General features: G+C 56.2%; 1 protein-coding gene. It reads left to right on the top strand.

Annotated features, from left to right (window positions below; translation table 11 throughout):
• Positions 1-2338, top strand: a 2338-nt coding sequence (locus ACX1DY_RS31320) for a non-ribosomal peptide synthetase (RefSeq protein ID WP_458968029.1), incomplete at both ends; no start/stop codon positions are given.

The following is a 2338-nucleotide window of genomic DNA, read 5'->3' on the forward strand; positions in this document are numbered from 1 at the left end:
CGAGACAGTGAAACGGTTACAGCAGCGAGCCCTCGATTCGGAGAAGGTTGGATATATCTCTTTGGCCGAGATTCAGGCGCAATCGGAACTGAAACAAAACTTGATCGATCACCTGTTTATCTTTCAAAACTATCCGGAAATCTATGAAGCTAACGGTCAGCCTGAGGATCAGGCTTTCCAGATCACGAATATTCACAGTTTCGAGCATACCAATTATTCGTTAAGCGTCATGATGTATGTACAGGCGAGCCGGCTCGGTATCAAAATCGATTTCAATGGGTCGGAACATCGCAGAGCTAACATGGAGCGCGTGATCAGCCATTTGGAGACCATTCTGGAGCAAGTGGCAGCAAGGCCGGGCATGAGGTTGGACGAAATCGAGCTGGCTGGGGAAGAAGAGAAGCGCCAGCTGCTGGAGACGTTCAACGACACGAAGGCGGAGTATCCGAAGGATAAGACGATCTGCGCGCTGTTCGAGGAACAGGCGGAGCGAACGCCGGAAGCCGAGGCGGTCGTATTCAAGTCTGAACGAATGACGTATGGGGAACTGAATGCAAAGGCGAACCAGTTGGCGCATAAGCTGCGGTTGCGCGGCGTCGGATCGGAGTGGATCGTGGGGATTATGGCAGAGCGCTCGGTGGAGATGATCGTGGGGATTCTCGCGATTCTGAAGGCGGGCGGGGCATACTTGCCGATCGATCCGGCGTATCCGGCGGAGCGGATTACGTACATGCTGGAAGACAGCGGCACCGATCTTCTGCTCGTTTACGGGAAAGCGGAAGTGCCGCAAGAGTATGATGGAACCGTGCTGGACCTGGCGGATGTGTCGCTGTATGCAGGAGAATCGGCGAACCTGCCAGCCGCAAGCGGTCCAAACGATCTGGCGTACGTCATCTACACGTCGGGATCGACGGGACAGCCGAAAGGTGTCATGGTCGAGCATAGAGGCGTATTGAATTTAAGCGAGCTCTTTAAGCAATCATTTCGATTGGTTCCAAGCGATCAAGTTGCATACTTTGCGAGCTTGAGTTTCGATGCATCGGTGTGGGAAATGTTTATGGCGTTGTTGACGGGAGCCAGCTTGCACGTGCTTTCCGAGGAGACGATCAAACAGCATGAGCAATTTGAGAGCTACTTGAGCCAGCGTCAAATTACGGTGGTAACATTGCCTCCGACTTACGCAATGCATGTAAATCCGGATCGACTTGCATCGTTGAGACTGCTGATCCTGGCGGGCTCGGCAAGTACGCCTGAGTTGATGAGGAAATGGCATGACAAAACGGAATTGTTAATAAACGCTTATGGTCCAACTGAAGCGACGGTATGTGCAACGACATGGAAATATAATGAGATTACAAAGCAAGGGAACGTACCGATCGGAACTCCTATAGCGAATGTGAAAGCGTATATCTTGAATAGACAAGGGGGCCTCCAACCAATCGGGTTACCGGGGGAGCTGTGTATCGCAGGGGACGGCTTGGCGCGGGGATACTTGAACCGTCCAGAGCTAACGGCCGAGAAGTTTGTGGAGAACCCATTCGAACCTGGTGAGCGGATGTACCGGACGGGAGACTTGGCCAGATGGCTGCCGGACGGGAACCTGGAGTACATGGGCCGGATCGACGAGCAAGTGAAAATCCGGGGATACCGGATTGAAACGGGCGAAATCGTGCACGGCTTGCTGCAGCACGCGGATGTGAAGGAAGCGGTGGTCGTCGCCCGGAAGGACGAGCGGGGCGAAGCTTACCTGTGCGCGTACGTGGTGAGCGGCGGAGCCTTCGATGCATCCAAGTTGCGTGCGTATTTGAAGCGCAGCCTGCCGGAGTATATGGTGCCGTCGTACGTAGTGGAAGTGGAACGGATTCCGCTGACGGCCAACGGGAAGGTGGACCGGAAGGCGCTGCCGGAGCCGCAAGGGCTGGTGCAGGCCGGAAGCGAATACGTCGCGCCGCGGAGCCAGACGGAAGCGAAGCTGGCGGAGATTTGGCAGGACGTGCTTGGCCTGTCGCAGCCGGTGGGCATCCGGGACAACTTCTTCGAGCTGGGCGGCCACTCGCTTAAAGCGACGCAGCTGGTGTCGCGCATCCAGAAGGAATTGGACGCGAGCGTGCCGTTGAGTGAAGTGTTCGCAAGCTCAACGGTGGAGGCGCTCGCGGGGTATTTGGAAGCGGCGGCTACCAAAGTGGGCTACGAGGCGATCGGCAAGGCGGAACGGCGCAAGTGGTATCCGGCCTCGCCTGCACAGCAGCGGCTGTACGTGGTCAGTCAGCTGGACGCGGAGGGGATTGGCTACAACATCCCGTGGGCGCTGGAGATCGCAGGGGAGTTAGATACGGAG

The sequence above is a fragment of the Paenibacillus sp. BAC0078 genome, assembly GCF_054483875.1.